This window comes from Alteromonas sp. IB21 (assembly GCF_016405965.1).
Lineage (GTDB): Bacteria > Pseudomonadota > Gammaproteobacteria > Enterobacterales > Alteromonadaceae > Alteromonas.
Map to the genome: position 1 here is coordinate 69,854 of NZ_JAEFCD010000002.1, position 23,231 is coordinate 93,084.

Genomic DNA, 23,231 nt, shown 5'->3' on the forward strand with positions numbered 1-23,231 from the left:
GTAAAATACCTTATCTGGCTTACGCGTAAAGTGGGTTAAGTTTTTCAGCGTTGATATCAAAACGCTTAATGGCTTCTGCTACCACTTTCTTCTCAACGTCGCCGCGCTGAGCCAATTCGTAAAGTGATGCAACCACAATGTATGACGCATTAACTTCAAAGTGAGTACGCAAGTTTTCGCGGCTATCACTTCGACCGAAACCGTCTGTACCTAGGCAGCGGTATTCAGTTTCAATGAACGCGCGTACTTGGTCTGAGTAGTTCTTCACATAATCAGTGGCAGAAATCGCAGGACCTGCGTCTTTCGTAATGACCTGACCAATGTAAGGTACTTTTTGCTCGGCTTCAGGGTTTAGCATGTTCCAACGCGCAACGTCTTGACCTTCACGGGCTAGCTCGTTGAATGAAGTCACAGAGTAAACGTCAGAAGACACGTTGTAGTCTTCACACAGAATCTGCGCTGCTTTACGCACTTCGTTCAAGATAGTACCTGAGCCCATTAGCTGAACGTTAAGCGTAGACTTGTCGTTTTCAACGCGCTCTAGCTTGTAGATACCTTTAATGATTTGCTCGGCAACGTCATCACCTTCTGGCATTGCAGGGTGCTGATAGTTCTCGTTCATCAACGTTAGGTAATAGAAGATATTTTCGTTGTTACCGTACATACGACGCAGACCGTCTTGAATGATAACCGCCACTTCGTAACCATACGTTGGGTCGTAAGTAATACAGTTTGGAATTAGGTTCGCCTGAACATGTGAGTGGCCGTCTTGGTGCTGTAGACCTTCACCGTTAAGTGTGGTTCTACCTGCAGTTGCGCCTAATAGGAAACCACGCGCTTGGCTATCGCCAGCTGCCCATGCCAGGTCACCAACACGTTGGAAACCAAACATTGAGTAGTAGATGTAGAACGGAATAGTGGTCGCGTTACAGGTTGAGTAAGACGTACCTGACGCAACCCACGATGCCATTGCACCTAACTCGTTAATACCTTCTTGTAGTACCTGACCTTTCTTATCTTCGCGATAGTAAGCCACTTGGTCTGCATCTTGAGGTACGTATTTCTGACCTTCGTTGGCGTAAATGCCGACCTGACGGAACAAGCCTTCCATACCAAATGTACGGGCTTCATCAGGAATGATTGGCACAATGCGTTTACCAATTTTCTTGTCTTTCAATAGCGCGTTAAGTACACGTACAAAGGTCATGGTTGATGACACTTGACGGTCGCCTGAACCTTTCAAGATTGCATCGAATGCACTTAGCTCAGGAACTTCCAACTGCTCTTCAGCTTGTTCGCGACGAGAAGGCAGGTAACCACCTAGTGCTTCACGACGTGCGCGAAGGTACTTCATTTCTTCGCTATCTTCGTCGAACTTGAAGTAAGGTAAGTCAGCAATCTTGTCGTCTGCTACTGGAATATTGAAACGGTCGCGGAATACTTTGATTGACTCTACGTCCATTTTCTTAACGTTGTGCGCTACGTTTTGTGCTTCACCTGATGCACCAAGACCGAAACCTTTTACTGTTTTAGCAAGAATTACTGTCGGACGACCTTTGGTATCAATCGCTTTTTGATAAGCTGCGAATACTTTCACTGGATCGTGACCACCACGGTTTAGACGCCAGATGTCATCATCAGACATGTTTGCTACAAGTGCCGCTGTTTCAGGGTACTTATTGAAGAAGTTTTCACGGGTGTACTTGCCGCCTTTGGCTTTACAGTTCTGGTATTCACCGTCTACCGTTTCACCCATAAGCTGGATTAGCTTGCCAGATTTATCACGAGCTAGTAGCTCATCCCAGTAACTACCCCAAATGACTTTCACGACTTCCCAGCCTGCGCCGCGGAACGTCCCTTCAAGTTCTTGGATAATTTTGCCGTTACCACGTACCGGGCCGTCTAGACGCTGAAGGTTACAGTTGATAACAAACGTTAGGTTGTCTAGGCCTTCGCGAGACGCAAGACCAATCGCTCCCAAGCTCTCTGGCTCATCACACTCACCATCACCCATGTAGCAGTATACGCGCTGACCTGAACAGTCTTTAATACCACGGTTGGTTAGGTACTTAAGGAAACGAGCAGTGTAGATTGCTTGAAGTGGACCTAAGCCCATAGATACCGTTGGGAACTGCCAGTAGTCTTTCATCAAGTGAGGATGCGGGTAAGACGATAGACCATCGCCTGCACACTCTTGACGGAAGTTGTTTAACTGCTCTTCAGTTAAGTTGCCTTCTATGTAAGAACGGGCATAAATACCAGGAGAAATATGGCCTTGAGCGAAAATAAAATCGCCGCCTTGGTTTTCGTTAGGCGCTTTAAAGAAATGGTTAAAACCCACATCGTAAAGCATAGCGGATGATGCAAAGCTTCCAATGTGGCCACCAAGCTCCAGGTCTTTTTTCGATGCACGCAATACGATCATCAATGCGTTCCAGCGAATAGCGGCACGGATGCGCGCTTCGATGGTCAAGTCACCAGGCATTTTTGGTTCTTGCGCTGCCGGGATAGTATTGATGTAGGCAGTAGTTGCGTCATACGGTAAATGCGCTCCGCTGCGACGTGCTTTATCAATAAGTTTTTCGAGTAAATAGTGAGCGCGTTCTACGCCTTCCTCTTCTAAAACCGACTCAAGCGCATCAATCCACTCTTTAGTTTCTTGAGGATCTACATCTTGGTGCATCATATCAGACATGGTGCCATCCTATTTTTTGCTTATATAGAAAATCCCCCTTTAGCATTGCCTCTAATCTTAAAGGCGCTAAAAGAAGGAAAACTAAATTACGTTGTACTCACAGTGACCCAATCTGGCTCACCTGCTTTTGCAGTGGCACAGGAAAAACCTGACCGGCCTCTGCGAATGAATAGCTATCTAGCTTTTTTGAAAGCAAAGCTAGGTAACTAAATCTCTAATCGTCGCAATGCGCGCTGTACACGTGTATCGCGTTGATTAATGGTTAAAAGCGTTTTTTCAATAAACGCCAAATGCGTGTTACATGCCTGACGCGCAGCTTCAGGATCGCGAGAAGCAATAGCTTCTACAATTTCACGACGCTGCTTGGCAATGTCTTCCACTGCTTCAGGGTGCGCTGCCAACATGTCAAAATTTCGTTCAATATTGTCCACCAGCATACTTTGCATGGTGCTCATCACATGCAACAGCACCATGTTGTGCGATGCTCTTGCCATAATAATGTAAAACTGACCTAGTGCCTCTGCTTGAGCACGCTTACTTTCATGGGCTTTGGGCGTAGGCACGTCATTTAATGCTTGCTTTAATGCCTCATAGTCTTCTGGTTGACCACGAAGTGCCGCGTAATAAGCCGCCATTCCTTCAAGGGCGTGACGAAATTCAAGCAAATCAAACTGGGTTTCAGGGCGCTGGCTGACTAAGTCCATTAGCGGGTCGGTCATCGCTGAATTGAGGTTGCGATTTACAAATGTACCGCCGCCTTGCTTACGCTCTACCAGTCCGCGTGCCTGTAGATTGCCAATGGCCTCTCTCAACGAGGGGCGAGAAACATCAAATTCAAGCGCTAGCTCTCTTTCTGGCGGCAGTTTTTGACCCGCCAACAGAGTACCGTCGAGTATCATTGACTCGAGTTGCTCGGTAATCACATCAGAGAGTTTTTTTCGCTGCTGCCGCATGCGTTGCACGTATCCTTTAATTTAAACCAGCGCTGATATAACAGCAGTGAATGTAAACAATAATCAGAGATAATTTAATCACAGACACAATTGGTAATACCATTTTACCTATCTAGTTTAAGGCAGATCGAATTCGAGGTAAATACTTCCAAGCATAGCAAAGCCATAGGGATTTGCTTCGTGTTAAGCTTTATTATTGAAATTGTTAAGAAAAGCGCAGCAATCGAAACTGGTCTGATGAGGCAGAAGGGGTGTAAAATAAGACGCGAAGGGTTTGATCTATCTACTAATTTATAAACAGACCAAACGTTTAGTACTTATTAAATGTTAAAAATAGTGGTTATGCCAAGCTACCGACTAGCGTGAGCGCCGAGGTAATAACTAGCAGAAAAATAACATTACGTTTTGCTAACTTTACAAGCACCTTGGGCTCTACCGCTGCATTTTCAGCCTGTAGCTGCTGTTCGTCTGGCGTGAGCACCTCTGCTTTTGAGGAAATTTTCGTCAGCACATCGTATGCAGGCACATCGAATTGAAGCGCATATTTAAGCCATTCTGGTAGCGCTCGCGAAAAATGTCCCATCATCAGCATACCGAACGCTGTTATCCGCACGGGTATATAATCTAGCGCGAACATCAGCCTGCCTGAGGCCACTTTTAAAGGATGATTAACATCACACAAAACTTCAGTCGTGCTTCGACTTAAGCTATAAAACAACGCTCCAGGTGCTCCGAAGGCGATAAACCACAACATCACCGCGGCATAATGCTGGTAATTAAGCCAGGTAAGATGTTGACCAAAGCTTTTACCTTCTGCACTGGCAGTGCCGTCACTGTCAGAGTGACTGCCGCAATGACCTAACTGGTCGGTATACATGCTACACGCCTGAAGGTCGCCTCGATCCGCAGCATTAAGAAAGTTCTTATAAACCGCCCTTAATACCGGGCAGCCGATGCAAACGAACAGCACTATGCTCTGCTCTATAAAAGTAAGAAATGCACCTAGTAGCCAATACTCAATGGCCCCAAGCAGCACTGCCGGAATTAAGAGGTAGAAATAGAGTGTGGCGGAGGAAGCGGGTTTTCGTTCTTCATTGCCTTCCTCCCTACTTTCCTCTCCAATTTCTTTAAGCTTGATCAAACCTTTATCATGAAGAAAAGCACGATATTGAACGGCATTCTTTTCGATATGCCAATTCGGTGTTTTTGTTATCAACCGCTCTAAGCTGAGAACTAATAGCAAGCTCATTAACATCATAGGTATTGTGTTTCCTTTTTTCAGCGGCGTGGATTAATTAAATTACTTTAGCCCAGCAACACGCATTCTGTACCTTGCCCAATCAAATGCCTCGCCCGGATCAGTTTTTCGACCAGGCGCAATATCATTATGACCTACGATACGCCCTAAAGTGATCCGAGGATAGTGTCTTGTAATGAATTCGGTGAGTTCACCGAGTGCTTTATACTGCGCATCGGTAAAGGGCAAGGTATCTGTGCCTTCCAGTTCAATACCGATGGCATAGTCATTACAACGGCTACGGCCTTGAAATGAAGATACACCTGCATGCCATGCCCGCTTCTCGAAAGGTACAAATTGTTCTACTTCGCCGGTTCGATATATCACGCAGTGGGCAGAAACCCGTAAACCAGCAATTTCTTTATAAAAAGGATGTTCATCTGGATTTAGCGTGCCAGTAAACAATTGTCGAATGCCAGGCGTACCAAATTGTGAAGGCGGCAGTGAGATATTGTGTATGACTAATAGGCTTACGTCTGTGCCGTCAGGACGGGCGTCGAAATGCGGGCTCGATGTGTAGCTCGCGTTGTTGTAGAGCACCATGATATTTGCTTCGATAATTGATTTTCTGCGTAGTAGCCTACATTGTATAGGCTTATAAGTGTATAGGGCTATAAGAGCTCCCAGTAATTTGAACCAGTTTATTTAGTCAATGGTCTAGGCAAATAATTAAGCCTGATCTTAGACCTTCTCTTAGGTCTGTACAGAAAAACCGGCTGCATGAGATACAATTCATACCATGAATAGAAAGGGTTAAAGCATGAGTGAACAACAAGACCCGACCGCATCAACGGGCAAATGGATGGTGGCGCTTGCCTGGATATGCGGCTTCGGGTTACTGGTTTTTGTCTTCTCAGACTTACTAGAGAAACAGGTTAACCCAAATAGCGAACCAACATCCGAGCGTATTGGTTCCCAAACTGAGGTCCGTCTTAAGCAAAATCGCCAAGGGCACTATGTAACCACAGGTTATATCAATGGCGAAGAAGTGGTATTTCTTGTGGATACCGGCGCGACCGACGTGGCTGTACCGGCTCACCTGGCAAATAAACTACAACTCAAAGCAGGACGTGAAGGATTAGCCAGCACAGCCAATGGCGTAGTGAGAGTTGCCGAATCGACCATTAATACGTTGCGCATTGGTGAAATTGTGGTGCGCGATGTAAAAGCAAACTTAAACCCTGGTATGCAAGATGACCATATACTGCTTGGAATGAGCGTTCTTCGCCAATTAGAGTTTACTCAGCGCGGAGATTGGTTAATATTGCGTACCCTTTAAGTAGAACATAACACAGATCATAGCGATGAAGATGACATCACAAGACATGCAAGCAATTCGAGAGCAAGTATCTAACGCGCTTGTTGAAGATCTTGGCGGCGAGTTAAATGCTGCAAACGACATAACCGCAAACCTGATAGATAAAAGCGTTAACGCAAAAGCCACCATCATTACGCGGGAGCCTTGCGTTGTTTGCGGGATCGCTTGGGCAAACCAGGCGTTTGCGCTTATCGATGAGTCAGTATCGCTAACTTGGCATGTAAAAGATGGTGATAAGGTTGAAGCCGACACCGTTCTAGTGAGTTTAGAAGGCTCTGCTCGCGCCATATTAACTGCTGAACGTACGGCCCTTAACTTTTTGCAGACCCTATCAGCTACTGCAACCGTAACCGCGTTTTACGCTAAGTTTTTAACCGGCTCAAACACTAAAATTCTAGATACCCGCAAAACCCTGCCAGGCCTTCGCTATGCACAGAAATACGCGGTACGCTGTGGCGGCGGTCAAAATCATCGTGTAGGCCTTTTTGACGCGTTCTTAATCAAAGAAAACCACATTTTTTCTTGCGGCAATATCGAAAAAGCCGTCAGCCGTGCAAAATCAATGATGCCAGGCAAGCCTGTTGAAGTAGAAGTGGAGAATCTGGCAGAGCTTGAACAGGCCCTATCAGCAGGTGCCGACATTGTCATGTTGGATAACTTTTCTAACGAACAGATCCAACAGGCAGTAGCGCTTAACAAAGGCCAATGTAAACTGGAAGTATCAGGGAACATTACTGATGAACGACTGGCCTCGCTTGCCAAGCTCGGCGTAGACTATATTTCATCTGGCGCGCTCACTAAGCATGTTCAGGCCATTGACTTGTCTCTACGAATTAATTTGTCATAGCGAAACCATTGAAAGGCCATATGCTATTAGCGTGATTAAGTGTCAACATCTAGTTTAGTCGTGCAGCATACAACCATAAGTTGTCGTATCACCTGTGATACGACAACTTATGGATATCTCCAGTCATTTCTCATTAATCTCTTCTGTGTATAGATGAATATACCTGGTTAAGTCATTAAGATTTATACGAAAGTTCAATCAAACAGGCCTGCCATGGTTTACCGAACCATGTCATACTGCAAAAGCTAGACATACGTATATTTGCCTATACTTGTCAGTAACAAATAAAATTCTATACTGAGTATCAAGTACCAGGGGCGTTGAAATGGACGACTCGGGTATAAACGTCAATTTGAATTAGATTTAACTTAGCGTGTATACGCGTCCCGGAGAAAAACCATCATGAAAATGAACACTAAAAACCAAAAGGGTTTCACCCTAATCGAACTAATGATTGTAATTGCAATTATCGGCATACTCGCTGCAATTGCATTGCCTGCTTACCAGACTTACACAAAGAAATCTAAGTTTACCGAAGTTGTAATGGCGACAACGGCGTTCAAAACTGCGTTTGAAGTAGCAGCGCAAACAGGTGAATTTGCTGCGATAGGTGACGCTGATGCTGCCACTAACGGATTGCCTGCTGCAGTCGGTGCATCTGGTGTTGTTAACTCTGTTACAATTGTAGACGGCGTAATCACAGCTACTGGAACTGCAGACGTTGACAGCGCAACTTACACATTAACACCAAGCGGTATCACACCGCCAATTACTTGGACTAAAGGCGGTACTTGCACGACCACTGGTTTGTGCTGAAAAGAATAGAGTAAAAAGGAGGTGCGCTATGCACCTCCTTTTTTAGTCTAAGGAGCAATACCGTGAAAGCTGCAGCAGTTTTTGAATGGCAGGGGAAAGACAGCCGAGGCTCAAGTCGAAAAGGCGAGATTTCTGCGCTGAACCTTTCCGAAGCAAGGACTATGCTCCGTAAGCAAGGTATTTCAGTCCAAAAAGTTAAAAAACAGCAAAAATCGATACTTAGTCGAGGCCAAAAAATTGTTCCTGTCGACATATCGGTAGTGTCTCGACAAATCGCCACCATGCTTGCTGCAGGTGTAACGCTTATACAATCCTTAGAGATGATTGGGCAAGGTCACTCGAAAGCGCCCATGCGTAGCCTTCTGATAGAGATAACTAACGAAGTTAAATCAGGTAACCCTTTATCTTCCGCACTACGCAAACACCCGCAATATTTCGATAGCTTGTACTGCGACCTGGTTTACACAGGCGAACAATCAGGTGCTTTAGAAGTTATTTACGAACGAATAGCCACCTATAAAGAAAAAGCCGAAGCACTAAAATCTAAAATTAAAAAAGCGATGTTTTACCCCGTTGCTGTTCTTGTGGTGGCGTTTATCGTTACTACCATTCTGCTAGTTTTCGTTGTTCCGCAGTTTGAAGAAATTTTTTCGGGGTTCGGCGCTGAACTACCAGCATTCACGCAGTTTGTACTCGGCATCTCGCGCTTTGTTCAAGATTATGGCGTTTTTATAGCGCTGGGGATGGGAATTGCGGGCTTTTTATTTGGACGTACGTACACAAGAAGCTTGGCGCTGCGGGACAAATGCGACAAACTTTCTTTAAAAATCCCAGTGATTGGTGAGATTCTTAAGAAAGCGAGTATCGCCCGCTTCACACGTACCTTATCAACTACCTTTGCTGCAGGCGTTCCGCTAATAGGCGCACTGGACTCAGCAGCAGGCGCATCTGGCAATGCCGTATACCGTGATGCAATTTTATTTGTTAAGAAAGAAGTTGCAGGCGGTATACCCATGTTCGTCGCCATGCGTGCTACTCAAGTATTTCCCGACATGGTCACCCAAATGATTGCCATTGGTGAGGAGTCCGGTGCCGTTGATGAAATGCTAAGCAAAATAGCCACCATTTATGAAGCTGAAGTTGATGACATGGTAGACGGTTTAACCAGTTTGCTTGAACCTATGATCATGGTGGTACTGGGTGTGGTTATCGGTGGCCTAATTGTAGCCATGTACTTACCTATATTCGAGATGGGTAACGTGGTATAACTTACCAAATCGTTGGCTTTAAGCACATAGATTGAATTTGGCTATAGCGCCTTAAAACGGCGCTTTGTTATAAACTTAAAGCCAAGCCTTTTTTCGACCACTAATAGAACGAAAAGAACTACACTTCATGGATGCCATAATAACGCTTAGCCAGCTCTACCCCGCTATTTTTTATTGCCTTGTTTTCTTTGTAAGCATAATGGTGGGCAGCTTTTTAAACGTAGTAATCTACCGCTTACCCATTATGATGGAGCGAAGCTGGCAGCAGGAATATGAAAGCTATTTTAGTGATAGTGGTGCGAAGAACGGTGAAAATAAAAATGCCAGTATATCTACAGATAGCAAGCCAACCTCGTCCACAAAAACATTCAACCTAGTAAAACCCGACAGTACCTGTCCAAGCTGCGGTCATAAAATTCGCGCGTGGGAAAATATTCCTGTTATCAGCTACCTGTTTCTAAAAGGTAAATGCGCTAAATGCAAAACTGGGATTTCTATTCGCTACCCACTTGTTGAACTGTTCACTGCCCTAGCCTGTACACTCGCGGCCTATCAGTTTGGCGTTACGTCTCAAGCACTGTGGGCTGTCGCGTTCACCTATGTGCTTGTTGCGCTGCTATTTATCGATTTAGACAAAATGTTACTGCCCGACCAGCTTACGCTTCCTTTGCTTTGGCTTGGGCTGCTGTTAAGCACTCAAAACATTTTTGTTGGTACTACTGATGCTATCATTGGTGCAGCGGCAGGCTATTTAAGTTTATGGTCGGTATATTGGTTGTTTAAGCTGGTTACAGGCAAGGAAGGCATGGGTTATGGCGACTTTAAATTGTTAGCTGCGCTTGGGGCATTTACCGGTTGGCAAGGGCTGCCCATTATTATATTGCTTTCATCTCTTGTTGGCGCGATTGCAGGTATTCTGATCATGATTATTCAGAACAAAGGAAAGTCGTTAGCTATTCCTTTTGGCCCTTATCTGGCCGTGGCAGGATGGTTAACCCTGTTATTTAAAAATGAAATTATTACCACGTATTTAGACTATGTGCTTTAATTCAGTGCTTCCACTACGTGCTTTAACTCAGTGCTTTAACTCAACGCCTTAACTCAGTAATCTGGCTACGAACATTCATCCCAAGGTTTTATAGAAAATGACAACAGCACAACAACCGTTTGTAGTTGGCCTCACAGGCGGTATAGGCAGCGGTAAATCAGCAGCCACAGCGTGCTTTGAAAAGCTCGGTATCGACATTGTTGATGCAGACGAAGTAGCACGTGATGTGGTAGCGCCTGGCTCTGAAGGCCTAAAAGAAATAGTAAATCGCTTTGGAGATAGCATTCTACAGGAAGATGGCAGTCTTAATCGCGCCGCACTTCGTGAAAAAGTATTTTCCGACATCAATGAAAAAAACTGGCTGAATAGTTTGCTTCACCCTCTCATTCGCTCGCGTATGCAACACCTTCTTGGTGAATCGACCAGCCCTTACTGCATTTTATCTGTGCCCCTACTTGTTGAAAACAAGCTCACGGAGATGTGTAACTATGTGGTTGTTATTGACTGCCCTGAAGCAATGCAGCTTGAACGTGCTTTGAAGCGGGATGGAAGTACAGAAGAAACCATTAGAAATATCATGGCTTCTCAAGCCACACGAGACGAGCGAATTAACGCCGCGGATGTGGTTTTGGATAACAGTACAACATTACCTGCCCTTTCTGCACAAATTACAGACCTTCACAATACCCTATTGACGTTATCATCTGTTTAAGTGCTTATGACGCGATATCCGCAGAAACAATAACGTCCCTTCCAGTGTAATGGCAGTTTTTGAAACTTTTTTGAACAGATAACGTCAAACAAAAGATTTGGTGTACAAGTATGCTTGGCTTAAACGCATTGATGCTTTAGGCTTAACGCAACTTATTGTTCAGTTTCAATTTTGGTGCGCCTCTCGTGCCAATTCTCTATATCAATGTGTTTTAAGGGGTTTCATGGGTAACGCTGTTTTCGAATTTCCGCTAAAGGAAAAAGTACGTAACTATCTACGTGTTGAGCAGCTGCTTGGACAACTTAAGATTACGGCGAAATCTGAGCATACCCATTTACAGCTCGTTTTTTTCGAACAGCTTTTCGAACTTCTTGATTTAATTGAACGGTTAGATTTGCGTTCAGATTTAACTAAAGATCTCGACGCGCACGAGAAGAACTTGGTGTATTGGTCAAAGCATCCGAAAATTGATAGTACAGCTTTAGAACAAGCTTTAAAGACGGTACTAACCTTAAGGCAAAAGCTAAAAACAGATCGTCGCTTTGGCAATGTCCTTAAAGACGACAAACTGTTGAGCGCTATTCGTCAGCGCTTCGCCATTCCCGGAGGTGCGTGTAGTTTCGATTTACCCAACCTGCATTTTTGGTTGCAGCAACCGTTAGAGCAGCGCCAAGCAGAAATTACGCAATGGCTAGAAACGCTAAGCTTACTAGATGATGCCATTGCCGTAAGCCTCTCTTTTATTCGCGAGCGTGGTCAATTTGTCGACGTCATTGCTGATAACGGCTTCTATCAGGGCGCAGCCGAAGACAAAAACGAGCTTATTCGGGTAAAATGCAGCGTAGATGGGGGGTATTACCCTACCCTGAGTGGAAACAAATACCGCTATGCACTGCGCTTCATGAACTTTGCTCCCGAAGAGGGGCAAAATGGCGCTGTCGAAGACAGTATTCAGTTTCGTTTAGCAGCCTGTTAAACTTCAATCTATTTCTTTTTATTGGTTATCTCTAAGGCTTTAGTGCCAACGCAATTAGCCTTACTTAACGTATTTCACTGGAGCGTATTATGGAAGTGAAATGTCCAATTTGTGCCAAGCAAGTGGTTTGGGCGCCAACAAGCGAATACCGCCCTTTTTGTAGCAAGAAATGTCAGCTTATCGATTTAGGCGAGTGGGCTGCAGAAGACAGAAAGATAGCGGGTAAGCCCGCCGAAGACGGGCGCCCAACAGAGTTCGATGTCGAAGAGATAGAAGCCATGTTGGCCCAACAATCTGACGACTTCTTCAAGCATTAACAATACAAGGAAACACAATGTTTAATTCTATCGCTCTTGTTGGTGGTACTCACGGAAACGAAACCAGCGGTATTCAGCTTATCCGCAACTGGCAACAGTTCGGCTTACCGTCGCGATTTGATGCATTAAATGTTTCTTTGACAATTGCTAATGAAGCAGCACTTGAAGCAAACGTGCGATTCGTAGAAGAAGATTTAAATCGACAATTCACTATGGAGCGATTAGCTGCTGAAAACCCAGCGAAAGAGGCGGTGCTTGCTAAATCGCTTAATGAGAAGTTTGGGCCTAAAGGCAAGTCAAATACCGACTTTGTGATCGACATTCACAACACCACCAGCGAAATGGGTGCCACGCTGATTATTCTAGAAGCCGATGAGTTTCACACTCAGCTAGCGAGATTCGTTAAACAGCGGATGCCAGATGCGAATATTTTGGTGGAAGACGAGAAGCCTTACCTTGAACACGGTTACTTGTGTACTACGGGTAAAAAAGGCGTGATGATTGAAGTGGGCGGGCAGCCTCAAGGCGTGTTAAGAGAAGATGTTTACCTTTTAACGCAAACCATGGCAGAAGCCATTTTAGATTTTTGTGTTGCTTATAACAATCAAGAGATAAAAACAGACGCCTTGCCAGCCTGTGAAGCATTTCGCTTAGGTGAAAATGTCGGTTTCCCTTTGGATGACAATGGTAAGCGCACCGCTATGATCCACCATGCACTGCAAGACAACGACTTTGAGCCACTCATGCCTGGCATGCCCATGTTCAGAACTTTTGACGGCAAAGATATCCTGTGGGATGGCGATAAAGAAACCTACCCTCACTTCATTAATGAAGCCGCCTATTTCAAACTGGACGTTGCGTTTGCCACGTCTGAACGTATTACCCTGTAGACCATATAGGTTTATTTCCCGGCTACTTTCAAAAGCTAACGAATTAACCAACTGGCGATATCATCAACAGAGCGAAAATGCGTTAAGGATTAAATCAACAAGCGCCAGTCAAAAATTGACTGGCATATTTTGTTATAGGGCAGGCTCTCCAGCACGTCTTACTTACTTTTATGGCCCGCTCACCTTAAAGTAATCAAGATAAACAGCGTCTTAGCCAGAGCGTGTTAAAAAAGCTCTATCTTAGGCTCGCGGGCTTCTTCAAACTCATTTTTTTCTTCTGTCGATGACTCATTAATATCGAAATGGATTTTGCGCTGGTCTTCCATCACATACTTTTCAAACATTTCTTTGGTGCTCAAGTTAAACGAGTCATCAAAATGTTCTCGGTTATTAATGTATGACGAGAACTGCCCGAACAAACTAACAATAGCATCTTGCTCTAGTTTCACATGTTCGGTGCGCTGACGAATGATATCTTGGAATTGAATTTTCGCGATAGCACCACTTACTTTAAATGCAACCTCGGTTGCACTTTGAGAAAAGCACGCCAGCATATTAGGGTTAAGGTCTTCTAGCACGCGATAATGAGACGTTATATTTTCCAGGGATTCAGAAAAACCGGTTAGTAATTCACACGTATCATTTGCCCTTGTTGAACTGAGCATTTTTTCGCCTTGAACGTGCGCCGCATCGAGGGCTGATTTGATACCGCTTTCAATTTTTTCTGCCGCCTCTGAAGACTGAGACGATAAAATTCGTACCTGTTCGGCTACTACGGCAAACCCGCGGCCATATTCGCCGGCACGCGCAGCTTCAATTGCCGCATTAAGCGCTAATAAGTTGGTTTGTGAGGCAATATTTTTAACCAGTTCGGTGAGTTCCTTGAGATTTTCAACCTCACGCATTACCCCTTGAATTGCCTCGCTATCTTCTATTTGTTGCTCGCGTTGCGTGTTTATCATCTCTTTTATATTAGACAAGCGCTGTGCGGCCAATTCAAATTCATCGGCACTCTTTTCTTTACAATTAAGGGCATTTTTATGACCTATTTCGACGTTATCTATACTGTCTTGAATACTGCTTTCAATTTCGTATAACGCCTTCATTAGTTCCATCGAGGCATCTTCAGTTATCGCACTTATGCCGTCCATCTGGCCTTTTAATATGGCTACGTAATCGTTAACCTGAGAATGGGTTTCACTTAACTGCGACGAGGTTTCCTGCAAATAATTCTCTTGGCTGCTTAGCTTGGCGGCAAACACGCGGTTTTGTCTGCTTTGATACCAAAGCATAAAGCTGATCATTCCTAAAATAGTGACAAAGACGCCCGCATGCACACCCATTATCTCTATAGGTATACTTAGCGACACCATGATCCCCACTAATGCCACGGTTAACAGCCCAACCCAAAGTAAAAGCGAGTCCTTCATGCTACTAGTCTTTTCCCTAAGCACTTTTATTTTTTCAGCGAGCATGGTTTCGTAATACTGCTTTGCTTTTTCAAGTACTTTCATTTTTTTACCTTATGCAGTTGGCACCAACTGCTTTACTACACCTAACAATTGCTCTGGCTCAACGGGTTTGACGAGCCATCCTGTAGCGCCTGCCGCTTTCGCTTCTTGTCGACGACTTTGCTGCGATTCCGTTGTTAACATCAACATGGGGGTAAATCTAAATTTGGATTGCTGCTTTAATGTTTTTATTAACTCGATGCCATTCATACCTGGCATGTTTAAATCCGTAATAATCAACTTGGGCGATATTGATTCAAGTGCTGTCATAGCCGCTTCAGCACTTTCTGATTTTGTAACAGTATACCCTGCTCGTTTTAGCAGCATTTCCATACTCATTAGCATGGTTGCTGAATCATCTACTAAGTGTATTGCGCTCATTGCATTACCTCTTGTTTCTAGCCGATTAATTGTTTACATAATTCAGTATAGTCGTGTGCGCCACGACTGTTAGGCGCATAGGCAAAAACCGGTTTGTTTTGTGCAAATGCCTCGGCTAATTTGATGCTCTTTCTTATAGGAATCAGTACCTTGCTGCGCCCGTACCGCTCGTACCAGACACTTAATTCCTGACGATGAAGCTTTAGATTTTGTTCGACCATGACGGGCAAAATAGTCAGCTTGGTCGCTCTGAATTTTTTTTCCGCCATAGCGTTTCTACAGGCCGTTAATAATTTCTGCACACCGTCACTGGCAAGCGGCAAAGGTGTGGCGGGAATAATAATATCGGTAGCGGCTGATAGCGCGGCCATCAGTTGCGGGCTTAGCGTTGGTGGCGTATCTATAAGTACAATGTCAAAAAGCGTTGTCACGCAATCTGAGTCACACCAAGTGCGCAATGTATCTAACGTGATGCTATCGTTCGTGTTGGCCTTGTTCGTATCCACATTCGTGGCGTAGATATTTTCTGTACACTTCACAATTGACGTGAAGAAATGGCTAATTGGTAATTCGGCAATATCGTTTTGTGGTGCACATCCAAGTGCTTTTAAGCCATGCATCACGTGGCCTTGATTATCAAGGTCTATCACCATTACTCGCTTGCCTGCCTGTGCAAACCCATAGGCAAGGTTTACGACAGTTGTCGTTTTGGCCGTACCTCCTTTGCGATTAGCTACCGTGATTACTTTCATTCGCACCACACGTTGCTTTGGTTGTTCATCATCTTCGTTAACCAAAACAGCCTTTCAGATTCTGGCCACACGCTGACTTTTGGCTTATTAGCGAGCAACACCTGGTACACCGCTGTGTGTGCACTGGTTAAGACCTTTAAGTTAACTTGGCGAGAGGCCTCTTCATTTAGCCAGGTAAACAGGCTTTCCGCTTCTTCAATTTCGCAGTGTCCGGTCATCACCGCCACTTTCTTTTTGAACGCTATAGGCATTTGGCTAACACCTCTTGTACATTGATGATCAACAGCACACGCCCGTCGCCAAGCAGCGCTGTTCCTGAAAACTGCGCGTATCCCGCAAGCACTCCTTCGAGGGGTTTTTGAATGACATCGATGCCTTCATGAAACTTATCGATGATTAACCCAAACTCTCCCTGCGGTGCCGAAACAACCAGAATTGAGTGTTCTTCTTTTTCCTCGGCCTCGTCGAAACCCAGTGCATCACGCAAATTACACAGTGGAATAAGCTTTTCTCGGATAACAAGAACATGTTCGTTGCGGATACGTTGAATATCAGAAGTAGGGACTTTAACGGTCTCAACCACCGCATCCATCCCCACGCCAAACATTTGGTCGCTCACTTCAAACATCATCACGCGATTAACCGACATGGTTTGAGGTAACAGCAGCTTAAAGGTCGTACCCACGCCCACTTCGCTGTGCATTTCGATAGTGCCGCCCGCTTGACTGACCATGGTTTTAACCGCATCCATGCCCACGCCACGACCGGAAAGATCCGACACTTGTTCACTGGTCGAAAAACCCGCGGCAAAAACAAGCTGTAGCGCTTCGTTATCGTCTAAGCTCTCAAGTTGTGCTTCACTAATTACCCCTTTTTGAAAGGCCAGCAGCTTAATTTTAGTGGGGTCTATACCTTTTCCATCATCGCGAATTTCAATAATTACGCTGTCATCAAGGGGCGTGGCAATAAGGTCAATACGGCCCATTTCTGACTTGCCAGCCGCAAGCCGTTCTGCTGGCGATTCAATACCGTGATCAATGCTGTTTCTCAATAAATGAATGAGCGGCTCTGAAAGTGATTCAATTAAGTTTTTATCAAACTCAGTGTCTTCACCCTGCAGAAAAAGCTCAATTTTTTTATCGAGCTTTCTAGCTAAGTCCCTCACTAAACGAGGGTAGCGTTGGAATACATGAGAAACGGGTACCATACGTATTTGCAATACCGCGCTTTGAAGTGATTCAGTGAGGCGATTAACAATAGAAAAATGGGCTTTAATTTGCTTGCTAAGCTTTCTACTTCCCCCCTCTTCCTCGGCTTGTTTAGCAAGATAGGGTAAAGAGTTTTTGGCCACCGTTAGCTCGCCCACAATGTCCATTAAGTAGTCGATCTTGGCTTGATCGACCTTTAGCATCTTAACCGCCTGACGCTCGGCTTTTACGGGCTGTGCACTTTCGTTGGTACTGTTTAAGGCATTACTCTCTGTGTTATTTCCTGCTTTCTCTGGTGTATCCGTCGTCTGCGTAGCCACCGCTGACATATCTTCTGCGCTTTGCTGCTTTAGTGTTTCATCAGCTTGCTCATTGATTGTTTCGTCATCTAACGCATTGCAAATAGCCAACGCCAAGGTACCTTCATCGCTAAAGGTTTCACCTAAGATGTTCCCTACAAGCCCTGATATAGAGGGAAACATAAACTCCGACTTATAGTTATCTGAATTCAAAAGCGTAAGTTGCTGAGTAAGAATTGCCTTTTCATGAGGAGCTAGAATTTTTTCGGGGCGCGCTGAAATGTCTGATGGCTTGGCATTAGATTCAAGGGGAGCGTCTTCATCTGCGTTTCCCAATACACTGACATTTGCAGTATCATCAGTACCGACAACCGCGTCATTGCTTTGGCCTATGCTTTCGTTGGCGCTTTCTGCTGTTTCCGCAACACTGCTTGACTCAGGCCCACGAAGAAAATCTAGCTCACTTGCTGCTGATAAAAATTGTAAAGTAGCGCGCTTGGCATCATCACAGTGCGCATCACCAATATCTTGAGAAGCAAGTAGTAGCCCTGCACTGGCGTTAACCTGCTCAAGGTTATTGTCTGCTAGCGCATCTGATAATGTCTGGTCAGCGATTTGGGCAACGTTATCTATAATTTTGCTAACGCAACTTGCTCTTAACGCCTGGCTAGAAAATACAGTAACGGTATATTGTCCTTCGTAATACGCCATGTGCTGCTTGATTGCATCTTCATCTGCACAACCGAGCGCCTCAATACTGGTCACGCAGTTATAAATATCGGCATCATGGTTAAGTTCGGGCATGTCAATATTGAACGCTTTGAGCCCCGGTAAGGCTAGCAAAACATTAATAGGGTCCTCGCCGCGAAAGAAACAACCTTCATCGGGTGTATATCTCACTAGATAACAGTATGGTCCCTCGACCTGACACAAGAGTTTAATATCTGCGTTTTCGCTAAAGCTTGCTAAAAGGTCTATTTGCTCGTCAGTTAGGAATTTATCATCTAGTGATACTGTGCTAGTCGGTGAAGCTTCATTTTTAATGCCTGCGCCATCTGATGCGTCAGGATCGATAAAGTACCGGAGCTTCGCACCTAGGTTAGTCGATATGGGTTGCCACTGTTCAAGGTCTTGTGAGCCCACTTCTAACTCGTCAAACCAAATCGAAATTTGGTCTAAAGCCTCTAGCAGCAATTCGCCGATATCGTCGCTGAAAGCTACTTCGTTAGCTCTTACACTATCGAGTAAGTCTTCTGCAGCATGCGCTAACCGAGTTAAGGGTTTTATATCAAATAAGTCAGATGACCCCTTTATGGTGTGCAAATCGCGAAATATCTTATCTACACGTTCTGACGATGATCCCGACGATTGAATTTCTAGTAATTCTTGGCTCGCCGACTCTAGATTTTCTCGCGACTCTCCGATGAATACGTCAAGTAACTCACTCATTGGCGCCTCCTCCAATCACTGCACTTACAACCGATTTAAGCATGTCTGCATCAACAGGCTTGGTCATGTAGTAATTTGCGCCGCATTGGTACGCACGTTCGGCATCTTGATTAGCCGACTCGGTGCTTATCATGATTACGGGGACCGCGCGCAACGCCTCGTTGCGACGAATTTCTTTGCACAGTCGGTAGCCATCCATTTTTGGCATATTCACATCAACTAAAAACAAATCAACCTGTGTACCAATGGCTTTTTCAAGCGCTTCTACTCCGTTTTCCGCTTCTTCAATAATCCTATCCGGCGTGGACACTAGCTTTTTGTGGAACATCCTGACCGTAGTGGCATCATCAACAATCATTACTGTTTTCATCTTATGCCTCTCCTGCAAGTGGCTTCTGATAGGCAATCACATCGCCAAACTTGCGTACCTTAAACATAGAAGAAATGCGACTCATCGACTCACTATGCCCCAAAAAGATATAGCCGCCTGGCTTCATGGCGTCGTAAAGAACATGCGCCGCCTTTTTGCGTGATTCATCGTCGAAGTAAATGAGTAGATTGCGACAAAAAATCAGGTCAAAGTGCCGAAACTGTTTCATATTGGTGCCCGACAATATATTGGCGAGGGTAAATGACACCGACTCGCGAATATCTTCGCTTAGCTGGTATTGCCCATTTGCCTCTTTGAAGTATTTTTTTACCAACGGCAACGGGATATTTTGCACGGAGCGTTTTGAATAGAGCCCTTTTTTCGCTGATGCTAATACATTACTGTCGATATCGGAAGAAATCAGTTCCACATCTCTGTGAGCTAAACCTTTCCAATACTCAATAAGGTAGATAGCAATTGAATATGGTTCTTCACCCGTGCTTGAAGGTACAGACCAAATTCTCAAGTCCTCCCCGGGCGGACGGTAACTATCGAGCTCGTCCATAATATCTCGAGTCATGGCTTCGAACTGATATTCTTCTCGAAAGAAATAGGTTTCATTAACCGTCATCGAATTCACTAAGTTTTGGAACTCTTCGCCAGAAGCCTGAAATCGCATATAGGTAAAGTAGCCTTTGAAGCTCGAATGGCCGGTGGCTTTCATTCGCTCATGAAGACGCTTATCAACGAAGTAGCGCTTCGAGTCTTCAAAGTGAATTCCCGTTTTCCGGTAAAACATAGAGCGGAACCGTTCGAAGTCGGCAGCATCTATTTTATCTAATGCTGCGCTACTCATCAGCGCCCCTTACCTGATTTCGTATCAGTGATATGACAAATTGGATATAGCTGTGATTTGGGAAGCGGCTTTCTACTGTTTGCAAAATATCGAGTGTCGAGGTATCGGCAATCTCTGCGAGTTTATCGAGCGCTGTGCCGACAACATTTTCATTATCATCTGTTAATGCAAACTGGTGCAGCCAATTTAAGGCTTCAATATGTGCTACGGCGCCAATGATATCTACACAGAAAATGCGCGTGTCTGGGTCGTTGTCTTTCATAAGAAGGTTAACGTTGGCCGCAAACACGTCTGGGTTTTGCTGCATAAGTTCTATGGCGCCGTTTCGAAGCTGCACGTGTTCGCTTTTAAGCATGGTGAGCACTTGTGATGCGTGACTGTCTGACATATCGTGCTCAAGTGCACTAAATAGCGCTTCGATAACGGTAGGGTCGTCTTCAAGAGGCAGTCGATCAATAAACGCATCATGTGCGTCTTGCTGACCACTTAGATCTCTTATCGCCCATCGACGCACGTCTCTGTCGTTTGAGCTAAGGTCGTTAACAAGTTGTTCTGTGGTTCGCGGGTGGTGGCGTTTCTCATCAAACTCATCGCCATGGTTTGCAATAGGCTCCGCTTTCTTTTTTAAACCCATTTTGACTTCTCCTGTTAACGACAAAGCACATTGAGTTTCGATGCAACTTTTGGACTGTCTAGGACAAAACTGGCACAGCCTGCTTCGATAAGCTCTTTGGGCATACCAAATACGACCGAGGTAGCTTCGCTCTCCGCGATAGTTGTCGCTCCTTCTTTAAATGCTTTACTCATTGCCGCAACGCCATCACACCCCATACCCGTTAGTTGAACGCATAGCATAGACAGCGGTTTGTAGCAGGTAAGCGCGCTGTCTACCATCCGATCTACGCTGGGGTGCCATAGAAAGCTGGGGCTGGACGGCACAGGCCGCGCGAAAACATCGCTTCCTACTTTCGAAAAAGAGAGATCTGCATCGCCTTTCGCTAAGTAGACGGTGCCTGGTTTTATTGGCATCTTACTGTCGACTTCAACAACATTAAGCGAACTTAAACCATCTAACCGCTTCGCCAGTGCACAGGTGAAAGACGCTGGCATATGCTGAGAAATGACAACGGGTACCGGGAACGTCGGGCTTAGATTTGATACTAGGTGTTCCAGCTTCTTAGGCCCCCCCGTTGAAACGCCTACTAGCACCACTTCAAAGGGTGCACTCTTGTTACTTCGAATCACTTTTTGATTAACGACAGGCGGTGTTTTTATGATGGGACGCTGGGGTTTACCGGTTTTCGCTAACGCATGGATTTTATTAATAAGCGGGACTTCTAAATCTGAGATATCCCGTGAAACAGTGCCCCCAGTCTTTAGAACAAAGTCACTGGCACCAAGCGCCAGCGCCTCTAGCGTAATGGTTGCGCCTTTTTGTGTTAACGAAGACACCATGATGATGGGACATGAATAAAGCTTTTTCAGCATGGCTAAGCATGTCATGCCGTCCATTACCGGCATATTGATATCTAACGTTATGCAGTCGGGCTCAAACTCTATCGCTTTTGATAACGCTTCTTCGCCGTTACGCGCTATCCGAACGTTAAAGCCCTCTTTCTCAAAAAGCTCCGTAAACAACTTACGCATTAACGCTGAGTCATCGACGATAAGTACTTTCACTGTCATACATAACCTCAAACGTTAGTTAGCATTGCTCTTGAGCCGTTGCAACGGCGTTGTCGTTAAGCAACACATTGGGTTCGATAATTTGGATGATGCGCTTTTCGTCGTTGAGTTTTATCAATCGATTTAGAAATTCAGACTGCATATCAGAGAGTGATGGGGCATTTTCAATGGTCTGTCTCACCACTGTTTTAACTTCGGCTACGCCATCTACAATGAACCCCGTACGCTGCTTATCTTTGGTAAGAACAACAATACGCTGGCGCTCTGAGGTTTCGCTACTGGGCATTCCCAGGCGACTACGCAAATCAATAACTGGCAGAACTGTGCCCCGAAGATTTACGATACCTTTTAGGTAGTCTGGCGTACTCGGCACACTTTCCAGCTTCTCAGGTACTCGCGTGATTTCTTGGGTGTCGTCGATGCTCACGCCATACTCTTGCCCGTTAATCCAGAAAATCACGTATTGCTCGCAATCATCTTCGTCAATCACCACATCATTACCTTCACTCATTTGCGACTCCTGCTTGATATCGTCTTCAATACTGCTAAGTACACTCATCAACGCGCGCCCGTATACGTTAGAAAGGTTAATAATGGACACCAATCGCTTGCCACCATCGCTACGGTATACGGCTTCTAGAAGCCCCGATTCCGCACCGTCGTTACATACTGATGGCACGCTTTCTAACTCTGATTCTGATATAGACACCACGTTACTGACCTTGGCTACGACAAAGCCTATGCTGCCAAACTCACTGTTTTGTGTAACTACAATGCGCGAGGCTTCATTGATCTCGGTGGACATCATGCCGATGGCGTTCGATAAGTCGACAATAGGAATGATACGGCCGCGTAGGTTAACCAAACCGAGGACAGCTGGTGCACTGTCTGGTAGCTGGGATATATCTGCGGGCACCCGAACAATCTCTTCTACGTCTTGGAGGTGAAAGGCAAATTCTTGGTCTTCTAGAGAGAAACACACCAACTGTTGAAGACTATCATTTTCGTTTGCGTCACCCACTTCATCGCTGTCAATGCGTCTCATCCCCGATAATTGCATGGCATTGCCGTCTTGCTTTGTTACAGCTTGCGCTCTGGCAAGTGAAGAAACATCAAGGATTTGCTCTACAGGATGGTCGCTTTGCTTAATTATTCCGAGCATATACTCATAGGCGATAGATTCCGTCATTGATGCTTTTTCAATAACGACGTCGTTTGTCGCACTGTATACCCGAAGCACTCTGTCGACTAAAAAGCCTATGCTGCCAAGCTCAGATTCCACTACAATAACGCGAGTAACATCGCTCGCCTCTGCATGGGTACCTAACAAAATGGCGCTTAAGTCATAAACGGGAAGTACATTTCCGCGCAGGTTAGCTAAACCAATCATCTGCGGTGGCCCAAGCGGCACCGAGACCATGGTGGGTACGCGAATGATTTCGCCCACCGATAGCATAGGAAAGGTAAAGCGCTCTTGGTTGACCAAGAAAGAAACGAACTGTTGTTCGCCGTCAGTCGCTTGATCCGTGTTGCTTTCAGTTTCATCGAATGTATTGCCGTTGCTCATGAGGCAAGCTCCTCT

Annotated in this window: 23 protein-coding genes; 9 read left to right on the forward strand and 14 right to left on the reverse strand. The window is 45.2% G+C overall.

The features are described 5' to 3' along the window. Positions 1-19 precede the first annotated feature (19 nt). The 4 genes from aceE to ampD all read right to left on the reverse strand — a co-directional run bounded on the left by aceE (position 20) and on the right by ampD (position 5,488). Entirely contained in the window at positions 20-2,695 is a 2,676-nt protein-coding gene (aceE, locus tag JC525_RS02105; RefSeq protein WP_198813986.1) for a pyruvate dehydrogenase (acetyl-transferring), homodimeric type, read from the reverse strand. A gap of 206 nt (positions 2,696-2,901) precedes the next feature. Continuing rightward, positions 2,902-3,648, reverse strand: a complete 747-nt coding sequence (pdhR, locus tag JC525_RS02110) for a pyruvate dehydrogenase complex transcriptional repressor PdhR (RefSeq protein WP_024016767.1) — start codon at positions 3,646-3,648, stop codon at positions 2,902-2,904. Positions 3,649-3,988: 340 nt separating this feature from the next. Beyond that, a complete protein-coding gene (gene ampE, locus JC525_RS02115; protein ID WP_198813987.1) occupies positions 3,989-4,906 on the reverse strand; it encodes a beta-lactamase regulator AmpE in 918 nt (305 codons plus the stop codon). A 42-nt stretch (positions 4,907-4,948) separates the two neighbouring features. Then, the gene (ampD, locus tag JC525_RS02120) at positions 4,949-5,488 is read right to left on the reverse strand and encodes a 1,6-anhydro-N-acetylmuramyl-L-alanine amidase AmpD (RefSeq protein WP_198813988.1); all 540 of its coding nucleotides are present in this window, start codon (positions 5,486-5,488) and stop codon (positions 4,949-4,951) included. Between the two features lie 217 nt (positions 5,489-5,705). On the opposite strand from ampD, the gene JC525_RS02125 reads away from it, so the two are divergent. From JC525_RS02125 to JC525_RS02165, 9 genes are all read left to right on the forward strand, one after another. Continuing rightward, positions 5,706-6,224 carry a retropepsin-like aspartic protease family protein gene (locus JC525_RS02125; RefSeq protein ID WP_198813989.1) on the forward strand — a complete coding sequence of 173 codons (519 nt, stop codon included), beginning with the start codon at positions 5,706-5,708 and terminating at the stop codon, positions 6,222-6,224. Between the two features lie 31 nt (positions 6,225-6,255). Next, entirely contained in the window at positions 6,256-7,110 is an 855-nt protein-coding gene (gene nadC, locus JC525_RS02130) for a carboxylating nicotinate-nucleotide diphosphorylase (protein WP_198813991.1), read from the forward strand. A 408-nt stretch (positions 7,111-7,518) separates the two neighbouring features. Continuing rightward, positions 7,519-7,926 (forward strand): prepilin-type N-terminal cleavage/methylation domain-containing protein, encoded by a 408-nt coding sequence (locus JC525_RS02135; protein ID WP_198814460.1) that lies wholly within the window; start codon positions 7,519-7,521, stop codon positions 7,924-7,926. A 62-nt stretch (positions 7,927-7,988) separates the two neighbouring features. Next, positions 7,989-9,194, forward strand: a complete 1,206-nt coding sequence (locus tag JC525_RS02140) for a type II secretion system F family protein (protein WP_198813993.1) — start codon at positions 7,989-7,991, stop codon at positions 9,192-9,194. A 127-nt stretch (positions 9,195-9,321) separates the two neighbouring features. Further along, positions 9,322-10,242, forward strand: coding sequence for a prepilin peptidase (locus JC525_RS02145; protein WP_198813995.1), 921 nt, complete (start codon positions 9,322-9,324; stop codon positions 10,240-10,242). A 97-nt stretch (positions 10,243-10,339) separates the two neighbouring features. Beyond that, a complete protein-coding gene (coaE, locus tag JC525_RS02150) occupies positions 10,340-10,954 on the forward strand; it encodes a dephospho-CoA kinase (RefSeq protein ID WP_198813997.1) in 615 nt (204 codons plus the stop codon). A gap of 223 nt (positions 10,955-11,177) precedes the next feature. Then, positions 11,178-11,930 carry a cell division protein ZapD gene (zapD, locus tag JC525_RS02155; RefSeq protein WP_198813999.1) on the forward strand — a complete coding sequence of 251 codons (753 nt, stop codon included), beginning with the start codon at positions 11,178-11,180 and terminating at the stop codon, positions 11,928-11,930. Positions 11,931-12,019: 89 nt separating this feature from the next. Then, positions 12,020-12,247 (forward strand): DNA gyrase inhibitor YacG, encoded by a 228-nt coding sequence (gene yacG / locus JC525_RS02160; RefSeq protein WP_198814001.1) that lies wholly within the window; start codon positions 12,020-12,022, stop codon positions 12,245-12,247. A 17-nt stretch (positions 12,248-12,264) separates the two neighbouring features. Then, the gene (locus JC525_RS02165) at positions 12,265-13,137 is read left to right on the forward strand and encodes an aspartoacylase (protein ID WP_198814016.1); all 873 of its coding nucleotides are present in this window, start codon (positions 12,265-12,267) and stop codon (positions 13,135-13,137) included. 224 nt (positions 13,138-13,361) lie between these two features. On the opposite strand, the gene JC525_RS02170 is transcribed toward JC525_RS02165, so the two are convergent. From JC525_RS02170 to JC525_RS02215, 10 genes are read right to left on the reverse strand one after another with little or no spacing between them, the layout of a single operon-like run. Continuing rightward, positions 13,362-14,651, reverse strand: coding sequence for a methyl-accepting chemotaxis protein (locus JC525_RS02170; protein ID WP_198814024.1), 1,290 nt, complete (start codon positions 14,649-14,651; stop codon positions 13,362-13,364). A gap of 9 nt (positions 14,652-14,660) precedes the next feature. Continuing rightward, the gene (locus JC525_RS02175; RefSeq protein WP_105929607.1) at positions 14,661-15,029 is read right to left on the reverse strand and encodes a response regulator; all 369 of its coding nucleotides are present in this window, start codon (positions 15,027-15,029) and stop codon (positions 14,661-14,663) included. A 17-nt stretch (positions 15,030-15,046) separates the two neighbouring features. After that, positions 15,047-15,781 (reverse strand): ParA family protein, encoded by a 735-nt coding sequence (locus JC525_RS02180; RefSeq protein ID WP_198814026.1) that lies wholly within the window; start codon positions 15,779-15,781, stop codon positions 15,047-15,049. After that, complete coding sequence (locus JC525_RS02185; RefSeq protein WP_198814028.1) at positions 15,778-16,032, reverse strand: hypothetical protein; 255 nt, start codon at positions 16,030-16,032, stop codon at positions 15,778-15,780. The genes JC525_RS02180 and JC525_RS02185 overlap by 4 nt, the downstream gene beginning before the upstream one ends. Beyond that, positions 16,023-18,737 carry a chemotaxis protein CheA gene (locus tag JC525_RS02190; RefSeq protein WP_198814030.1) on the reverse strand — a complete coding sequence of 905 codons (2,715 nt, stop codon included), beginning with the start codon at positions 18,735-18,737 and terminating at the stop codon, positions 16,023-16,025. The genes JC525_RS02185 and JC525_RS02190 overlap by 10 nt, the downstream gene beginning before the upstream one ends. Next, positions 18,730-19,107 (reverse strand): response regulator, encoded by a 378-nt coding sequence (locus tag JC525_RS02195; protein WP_198814032.1) that lies wholly within the window; start codon positions 19,105-19,107, stop codon positions 18,730-18,732. Before JC525_RS02195 ends, JC525_RS02190 begins: the two co-directional genes overlap by 8 nt. Position 19,108: 1 nt before the next feature. Continuing rightward, positions 19,109-19,963, reverse strand: a complete 855-nt coding sequence (locus JC525_RS02200; RefSeq protein WP_198814034.1) for a CheR family methyltransferase — start codon at positions 19,961-19,963, stop codon at positions 19,109-19,111. Then, positions 19,956-20,597, reverse strand: coding sequence for a HEAT repeat domain-containing protein (locus JC525_RS02205; RefSeq protein ID WP_198814036.1), 642 nt, complete (start codon positions 20,595-20,597; stop codon positions 19,956-19,958). The genes JC525_RS02200 and JC525_RS02205 overlap by 8 nt, the downstream gene beginning before the upstream one ends. Before the next feature lie 14 nt (positions 20,598-20,611). Next, a complete protein-coding gene (cheB, locus tag JC525_RS02210) occupies positions 20,612-21,649 on the reverse strand; it encodes a chemotaxis-specific protein-glutamate methyltransferase CheB (protein ID WP_198814038.1) in 1,038 nt (345 codons plus the stop codon). 19 nt (positions 21,650-21,668) lie between these two features. Next, positions 21,669-23,216, reverse strand: coding sequence for a chemotaxis protein CheW (locus JC525_RS02215; RefSeq protein ID WP_198814040.1), 1,548 nt, complete (start codon positions 23,214-23,216; stop codon positions 21,669-21,671). Positions 23,217-23,231 lie beyond the last annotated feature (15 nt).